We start from the raw sequence: 8,827 nt of genomic DNA on the forward strand, positions 1-8,827 counted from the left end.
TACAACTTTCTGACAAACTAAAACAGCCATGAAGCCGGCAATCATGCGGGTTCCAGGCTGTTTTTCTGCGTTTTAGCTGCAAAACTCAGGTTATAAGACTTTTCACTTGAAATTTCAATCCTTATCGAAAAATGGCGTTTCAAGTTGAATAACTAACGAAACGCCATAATCTTTTATATGGTTGGCAGTTATTTCCATTAATTAGCTTTTTTTATGCCATTAATATCGCCCAATAGTTCCAGCCAAAGCCTTCCAATATTATCAATTTCAAACCGTTTTACATTAACTAAAGCATTCTTTCCGAACACTTTTCTTTTTTCCTCATTATTGATTAAATCAATAAGTGAACTTGCCAAAGCATCGATATCACCGTTTTTCACAAGAATCCCGTCTTTATTATGCGATATAATCTCCGCAGGGCCTTTTGGACAATCAAAACTTACCACCGGAACCCCACATTGCATCGCTTCAACAATCACCATACCAAACCCTTCAAATCGGGAACTAAGTGCATAGATAGATGCCTTGGATAGTTCTTTTTCCATTTCCTTTGTAGGTCCCATTAATATAACATTATTATACACTTTTTTATCCAAAATTAATTGTTGGAGTTCAGCTTTATCACGACCGTAACCAAATATCTTTAATTTCCAATCCGGATGAGTTTTTATCACTGTTGTAAAGGAATCAATCAGGAGATCGAATCCTTTTTGAGGGGCGAGTCTTCCCGCCGCTATAACGACCTTTTCATCTAGCTTAGAACTGTTCCCTTCGAATTTAGGCACCGAATTAGTTATCTTTCTTACCCTTACCTTTTTATTGGAGAATAATGATTTATAGTCTGATGTATCATCATCAGTCAGTGTAACTAAATAATCCAACTTACCATAGGAGGTAGTTATAGCCTTTTTTAAATCGTCGGAATAGACACCGAAATTCAGATGCTCTTGACCAATTAATTTAACACCCGGCTTGGCATACTTTGCAGCAAATATGTTAAAGCTTGGTCTTGTAGTTATTAATATTCCGCTTTCCAGTGATTTAATGTAGCTATACATTTTTAAATCTGTAAGTAAGGAAAAGACATGGTGTGCCTCATCATCCTTATGGATTAAACGACTTTTTAACTTTAGTAATCGATTTCCGATCTTTCCCATTAATTTTTTTGGTTTCTTTTGGCGATTCACGGAATCATGGAGAATCGTTACCTTAATCCGCGGGTCTATTTCGAAAAATGGTTGGTTCCTTTTTTGAAAGACACTTATAATCTCCACATCATAATCATTCTCCGCCAAATAATTTGCGACATTTAATACAGTACGGACCGTGCCTCCCATACCAAATATATCAAAAATCAAGAAATTTATTTTCATTTCCGTTCACCTATCCCATTTTTGCGAAATACTGCATTTATGGCTCTTTTGGATGCCGAACCGTCATCTAGATTACAAAATTTTTCTCGAAAGGCTTGATATTTCTCACTATATTCAACCTTTAGTAAATCAATATTTTCTATGGCCTCGTATAACATTTCCTCATTAGTTACAAGCGGGCCTGGAGCATCATTTTTGAAGTCAAAATAAAATCCTCTCATCTTTGATTCATAGATAAACAAATCATAGGTAAAGAAAATAATAGGACGATTCAAATTTGCAAAATCAAACATAACTGACGAGTAATCTGTAACCAAGATATTGGATATGAGATAAAGATCCTTAATATCATCGTAATAAGTAGCATTATATACTAAATCATCATAACCAAAAGTTTGAATACGTGCTGCATCAAAGTAATGCAGTCTTAGGAGTAATACGTACTCGTCACCAAATTTCTCCTTAAAGTTCTCGAAATCAAAACGGAATTCATATGGTTCATGTTTTTTTCCACTTTTGTGTTCAGTATCCCTCCATGTTGGAGCATAAAGAATGACTTTTTTATCCCGGGGTATATTAAGTTTCTTTTTGATCTCTCTTATTTTCAAATCTTTGTCTTCCTGATAGAAAATATCATTCCTAGGATAACCCACTTCTAAGACAGTTTTTTGAAAATTATATGCTCTTGTTAAAATATTTGCTGTATATGAATTCGGAGCTACCAGGTAATCCCAGCGCTTAACACGGTTCATTAGATTAATTGATGTATTTTCACTATATGAGATTGAGTCTGGGTCAACGTCATAGCCTAATCTTTTTAATGGTGTTCCATGCCATGTTTGGACATGAATAGCCCCACTCCTTTTTTTATAAAAGTCGGGGAAGTTTCCATTATTAACGAAATATTTAGCAACCGCCATATAATAGTAGTATTTGAATGAACGTGGTTTAACGATTTTGGGATTCCCGGGAATAGTTTTTTTAAGATCTTTCATAACCCATACTGCGTTTACCTTTTTATTCTGCTTAAGCAGTTCCTCATATATAGCCTTTGGGTTACATGCATAACTATTTCCGTAGTAACTTTGAAAAATGTAGGTTTTCGAATTCATAGGCACTATTTTATTTAAGAAACCATAGAATATATTTTTGGATTTTTTTAGTATCCTATTAACTCTTGCCTTTTTTACCAATTTGTCTTCCAGTGTTAATTCGATTTTCTCTGGATTTAGATTGATATTAAATTGCGACTTACAGTCATCAAGTTCAATTTCACATTTAACAGAATCAAAATTTATGTTTTTAAGAAGCAACTCTTTTATTACGCCGAATTGCTCTCCTTTTGTTTCAGTGTCTGCCTGAAATTCAAACTCAACTGGAGTTTTATTCGTTTTCCTTAAATACCAATTCACAGGTAAATTGATTAATTCCCCAAACTCACACCTTATTACCAATTTCCCCTTTATTTGATTTGGGATATTGTCATTTGGGATCATAATATTAATTTTCCCTAAAACCGTCATTTGTTCATTTGTGACTTTTATTTGTTGAATAATTTTGGGGTAAATAAAATTCCTAATTAAAATTGAAACATGATCTTGTACTGTATAGTAAGGCTTTACGGCTAAAACTGAATTCTTACTATTTGTTACAATTTGTTGGGGGAAAATAATCAACTTTTGCTTATTCGGAACGCCATCCATTTTGGTCTTTAATCGATGGTCTTTTCCATCTATCCGCAAATACAAATCCCAAATGCCATCTCTAATTATCTCTCTTTTTACCATATCCGCAAGATCTAATTCGCATGAAAAAGCGGATTCTTTTATCTGGATTGGTAACTGATGAACAGTATTCACATGCCTCTTTTTTATTGTTAACAGATGTTGACCATCAAAACTCAGGTTATGATCTTGACCGTATACAAGTTCACCATTAAGCTGAATTTTACCTTGATCCGCAAAAATTGTATTAACTTCCACTTGAAGCGAATGGTTGGTAACGGATAAATATATTGATTCTAAATCCAGATCACGCTTCAAGCTAAGCCTCTTTTTACCTTCACTAGAGTCTACAACTACTAATGCTTCATTGAAAATGGCAGTTGAAGAATCTATATGGAAAGGGATTTTCTTAATAAACTTCTGGTGAGTGTGTTTGTATTCCATCTCCATAAAAAGCTCTAAATTTCCATCTTCAATCATTTGATAATCCAATTGGGTTAAATCTAGCTCTGCTTCAAAACCAATGATTTCGTCCTGAGAAAGGTCGCTCCCTAAATGAGCACGGTTAAAAAACTTTGCAATGAAGCGTTTTTCATATTCATTTTCACCGCTTCTGATAATAATTGTTTGTTTTAAATCTAAAAGTTCTCCTTGAGGCCGAAATGGATCGTATGTATATCCAAGAATCGTCAATGACCCGTTTGCATCCAAATACGCGCGATCTATTTTAGTTAATGTACTTATTTGGTTGGTTTTAAAGGAAACATTCCCCTTTACAGTCGTGTAGGGAATAATAGTTTTGCGAACTTTATTTAACGTGAAAATTAGATCTTCCAAAGTGTTCAATTTATTTTTTAAGCGGTGTTTTTTCAACATCCCTCTTTGCGATTGAATGGAGACATAGCCATCCCATATGTCGATGCCAAAGTCAATAACTCTAGAATTCAAATCTAATACAGCCTCAAATAAGTTTAAAAAATGGTCGCCACTTTTACCTTTATGTAGAGGAAAAGCAAATTCTTCTCCAGATTCCCTTCCAATTAATAGAAGCTCTTTTATTAAAGACTCATTTATTTCTTTATCAATGAACACCTTTGCCAGAATATCACCGTTTCTTTCTTCCAAGGAATGCAACGTGCAACTTGTCACTGACTTTGGTTTCCAGATTGATTCTAACGTAGCCATAAAACGAATTTCCCCTTTTATATAATCTAACCACTATATGTCACTGCCGAAAATGGATGACAAAACAAAGCCCCGAAAATTGTAAAATCAGGGGATCAAAACATAGCTATTTTAATTTATGACCACTTTTTTCAATAAATCAAAGTAACTTATTTAAATAACAATTGTCGTTTCACTTAATTCCTGCAATATATCTAATAATTCTTTTTTTAACTCGGGATATTGTTTTAATGCAATTCTAATGTTTGTTGTAACAAATCCAAGTTTTTCACCTACATCATACCGTTCACCTTCAAACTTGTATGCATAAGCTTTCTGTTGTTCATTTAATTTTTGTATGGCGTCAGTTAGTTGAATCTCGTTTCCTTCACCAAGTTCCTTTTGATCTAATATATTGAAAATCTCGGGAGTAAGTACGTAACGACCTATGATAGCAAGGTTAGAAGGTGGATCAAATTTTGGCTTTTCTATAAACCGCCCTACCTGATACAATCGTCCGTCCTGTTTTATAGGATCAATAATGCCGTAACGATGTGTTTCAGATATTGGGACTTCCTGTACACCAACGACAGATTGACTTGTATGCTCATATTGAGTTATCAGCTGTTTAATACATGGTGGTTCGGATAAAACAATATCGTCCCCAAGAAGTACCGCAAAAGGTTCATCTCCAATAAACTTCCTTGCACACCATACCGCATGCCCCAATCCTTGAGGCTCTTTTTGACGGATATAATGAATATCTACCTTTGCTGGTTGACGGACTTCTTCTAGCAACTCGAACTTTCCTTTTTTAATTAAATTGTCCTCTAACTCAAAGGCATTATCAAAATGGTCCTCAATAGCCCTTTTTCCTTTTCCAGTTACAATTATAATATCTTCAATACCTGCAGCAACCGCTTCTTCCACGATATATTGAATAGTAGGCTTGTCAACAATTGGTAACATTTCTTTTGGCATAGCTTTAGTCGCAGGTAGAAACCTTGTACCTAATCCTGCAGCAGGTATAATGGCTTTTCTAACTTTCGGCATAATTATCCCCCATACCCTATTGGTAATTTATTCATTGATTATTACATAACTAGCAAACACTTTTAATTATCTCTTAATAAAAAGTAACAGTCAACAATACCCTTAATTTTTGTAGGTGTATCGAATACATAAATTTAATTAAAGTAGCAACAGTCATTGTTTGTTCTATCCAAAATCACTAAAAGCCACCCTAATTTAGGGTGGCTTTTTTCTTACAATAATAATTTTTTCATTCCATTTTTAATCCAAACACCTTATATCTTGGAACATCAAAAACAAGTGTGTAACTTTCCAATAAATTGTATAGTTTATCGATCTTGGACGTTTGCTTAACTGCCCATCCAATATCCGTTGCATATTGGTGAGCAGCTGGATTGGCTGGATTCCATCTCATTTTATATAAAGTGTCTTGACCCTTGCTAATGTAACTCTCAGCAATAAATTCCGCTCCGCCAATAATTGCTGAATCGGGTGAAAACCACCCATGCTCATATGCATATTCTGCTCCACAATCAATAGGACAAGAATCTCTGGCCCCTATGCCATACATATTATAAACTTTCTTACCATGTGAATATACTCCATTTGCTAGAGCGGATTCACCATTGCCTGTTTCTAGCAAGGCATGAGAGATCAAATAGATTTCATTTACATGGAATTCTTCACCCGCTTGAATAAAAGCATGTGCCCTTCCTTTAAGTATCCCTTTATCACCTAAGATTTTTTGATTTACTTCGTCAGCATTAAGCTGTGCACTTTCGGAAAGTTTTAGGAACTGGAAGTATGCATCCGATTTTACACTAAAATTATTTGGATTAATATAATATGACGTTTCATTATATGTAGCATTTTCCCAACCACCTAATAGGTATCTAATCTCATACCAATCATTTTCGCCAGAAACTACCGATACTGTCTCCCCATTATGTAGTAAATCAACCTTATCATAATTTGTTCCGGGTCCAGACCTTACATTCCAGTCACCATTAACTCTACCATTTGAATCAATTGCATCACTAGAAACATAGGCATTGAACCTTACATCTGTTTGCGGCCCTGGATTTTTTAGTTCCATTTGTTTGTTTATCATTTGGTCCACGGTCAAATCATAGTTAGTGTAACGATAAATATAATTAGGACCTGGTTTTTTAATATCGAATTTTAATGCGGCAGCTTCAGTGATTTCCTTGTATTCAACTCGAACGACATGAGTTCCCTTACTTAAATTGATAGTTCTGGTTCTTAGCCTATTATTACTAGGAATCCATGAATCAATCATACGTTTACCATCCACATAGACACGAACACCATCATTCGCTTTCGCGTTTAAAACATAAGAGCCGTTTTTTTCTATATTGATTTTCCTTTGGAATACCGCTGAAAAGTGGTTTGATGGTATTCCTCCTGCTGGAGAACCATACCCCCAATTAAAATCTAAGTACGGAATTTGGGGTTTATAGCCTAGCAATACAGGTGATCCTGTTAAATTATCTTTTGGAAATACCATTCCATACCAACGATTATCTCTTAAAAGATCATCCAACATAAACTTTAGGTTGGATATTCCGCTTATTTCTTTTTGTTTAATCTTAATAGTATGAGTGCCCGCTTTTAAATAAATGGGCTTCGCAAAATGACCGGTGCTCACATTTTTCCATTGATCAATTTTTAGTTCCCCATCAACATATACTTGGACGCCATCATTAGCCCATACTTGTAGATTATAAGCACCTTCATCCAGGTTGAATTTCCTCTGAAATATCGTTGAAAAATGATCCGCAGGAATCCCTTTTGCTGGAGACTCTCTTCCCCAATTAAAGTTCAAGTCTGGTATTTGTGGTTTATAACCAAGAAGTACAGGTGTTCCTGTTAAGTTTTCCTTTGGGAAGGCCATCCCATACCAACGGTTATCTCTCATTAGATCATCTAGCATAAACTTCAGGTTGGATATCCCACTTATTTCTTTTTGCTTAATCTTAACAGTATGAGTGCCCGCTTTTAAATAAATGGGCTTCGCAAAATGACCGGTGCTCACATTTTTCCATTGATCAATTTTCAGTTCCCCATCAACATATACTTGGACGCCATCATTAGCCCATACTTGTAGATTATAAGCACCTTCATCCAGGTTGAATTTCCTCTGAAATATCGTTGAAAAATGATCCGCAGGAATCCCTTTTGCTGGAGACTCTCTTCCCCAATTAAAGTTCAAATCTTGTATTTGTGGTTTATAACCAAGAAGTACAGGTGTTCCTGTTAAGTTTTCCTTTGGGAAAGCCATCCCATACCAACGGTTATCTCTCATTAGATCGTCTAGCATAAACTTCAGGCTGGATATCCCACTTATTTCTTTTTGTTTAATCTTAATGGTATGAGTACCTGCTTTTAAATAAATGGGTTTAGCAAAATGACCAGTACTCACGTTTTGCCATTGATTAATTTTTAGTTTCCCGTCAACGTATACTTGCACACCATCATTTACCCATACTTGAAGATTATAACCACCTTCATCTAAGTTAATCTTTCTTTGAAATATCGTTGAAAAATGATCTGTAGGAATTCCTTTTGCTGGTGACCCTTTTCCCCAGTTAAAATCAAGATTATTAAAAGGTTTTAGTTGGACAGAATTACCCTTGAAATTTTCAGTAGGATATACTTTCCCGGTCCAAAAATCTTCATCCGCTTTTGCAATATTGTTCGATACAAAGAATAAGATTGTCCAAACAAAGGGGACAATCATCCACACATAAATCCTTTTTCCGTTTTTAATAATACCACCCTCTAAGAAACTACTTTTAGACTATGTTGTTTACTATATTCATTACATAGTATCGGCTTTTCCTTAAAATTTTTAATACTGATGATAATTTTAAAAGTATTAAAGAATATTAAAAAAGAGTGTATTAAGATCTCGTTCATTTTTTATTTGTTTTATAGTTCTTTAATGAATTAACTAATTTTAAGCATTTGCAAAAACTTAGTAATAACATTTATTGTCTTTAAAGATATCTGAACTTCTTTAGTTTCAAGTCCAAATTGAAATTGTATATGCCAAATTGGTAAATCGACTTTAAAACCTGAATAGTTAAAATCTTTAATAGGATAACCCCATATTTCAATTGGGTCTGAAACTTTTATTCGCTCTACATACCTCTTTTTATCTTTAATTTTCACAAAGAGTTTATCCTCTGACTTCATAACATACCCATCACTATAAAAATAACCTTCTATTCTTATCTTCAGCCCTAGTACTCTTTTTTTTGTAATATAAACTGATTTTTCAGGATTAATTAATTCAGTTAAATATGTTAAATTTAATGGCTTTCCATTTTTCAATTGAAGCAAAAATTCCTTTTGATAACTTTTTAGATTTTGAATAATAATATATTTATCATCAATAAACTTAAGAATATATTTAGGTTCCTCGCTATTTTCTGTGGAAACAAGTTAAATACATAGTCTAGTAACCAGTAATGAACCTTCTCGCTTTTTCATAGAGTCTCAATCTTCACA

General features: G+C 34.2%; 5 protein-coding genes. All 5 read right to left on the reverse strand.

Annotation, left to right across the window (positions count from 1 at the left end; genetic code table 11):
- Window positions 1-197: 197 nt before the first annotated feature.
- On the reverse strand, window positions 198-1,373 hold the full coding sequence (locus tag EV207_RS22625) for a glycosyltransferase family 4 protein (RefSeq protein ID WP_132748674.1): 1,176 nt from the start codon (window positions 1,371-1,373) through the stop codon (window positions 198-200).
- Window positions 1,370-4,282 (reverse strand): CDP-glycerol glycerophosphotransferase family protein, encoded by a 2,913-nt coding sequence (locus EV207_RS22630; RefSeq protein WP_132748675.1) that lies wholly within the window; start codon window positions 4,280-4,282, stop codon window positions 1,370-1,372. Before EV207_RS22630 ends, EV207_RS22625 begins: the two co-directional genes overlap by 4 nt.
- Window positions 4,283-4,435: 153 nt before the next feature.
- Window positions 4,436-5,314, reverse strand: coding sequence for a UTP--glucose-1-phosphate uridylyltransferase GalU (gene galU / locus EV207_RS22635; protein WP_132748677.1), 879 nt, complete (start codon window positions 5,312-5,314; stop codon window positions 4,436-4,438).
- A gap of 229 nt (window positions 5,315-5,543) precedes the next feature.
- Window positions 5,544-8,054 carry a PA14 domain-containing protein gene (locus EV207_RS22640; protein WP_165887047.1) on the reverse strand — a complete coding sequence of 837 codons (2,511 nt, stop codon included), beginning with the start codon at window positions 8,052-8,054 and terminating at the stop codon, window positions 5,544-5,546.
- A gap of 209 nt (window positions 8,055-8,263) precedes the next feature.
- Entirely contained in the window at window positions 8,264-8,650 is a 387-nt protein-coding gene (locus EV207_RS22645; RefSeq protein WP_132748682.1) for a hypothetical protein, read from the reverse strand.
- Between the last annotated feature and the right edge of the window lie 177 nt (window positions 8,651-8,827).

Source organism: Scopulibacillus darangshiensis, from assembly GCF_004341035.1.
Taxonomy (GTDB): Bacteria; Bacillota; Bacilli; order Bacillales; family Sporolactobacillaceae; genus Scopulibacillus; species Scopulibacillus darangshiensis.

Excerpts from the sequence above, each read along its gene's own strand:
- galU (WP_132748677.1), bottom strand. The coding sequence starts at position 5,314 with ATGCCGAAAGTTAGAAAAGCCATTATACCTGCTGCAGGATTAGGTACA.
- EV207_RS22625 (WP_132748674.1), bottom strand. The coding sequence starts at position 1,373 with ATGAAAATAAATTTCTTGATTTTTGATATATTTGGTATGGGAGGCACG.
- EV207_RS22630 (WP_132748675.1), bottom strand. The coding sequence starts at position 4,282 with ATGGCTACGTTAGAATCAATCTGGAAACCAAAGTCAGTGACAAGTTGC.
- EV207_RS22640 (WP_165887047.1), bottom strand. The coding sequence starts at position 8,054 with ATGATTGTCCCCTTTGTTTGGACAATCTTATTCTTTGTATCGAACAAT.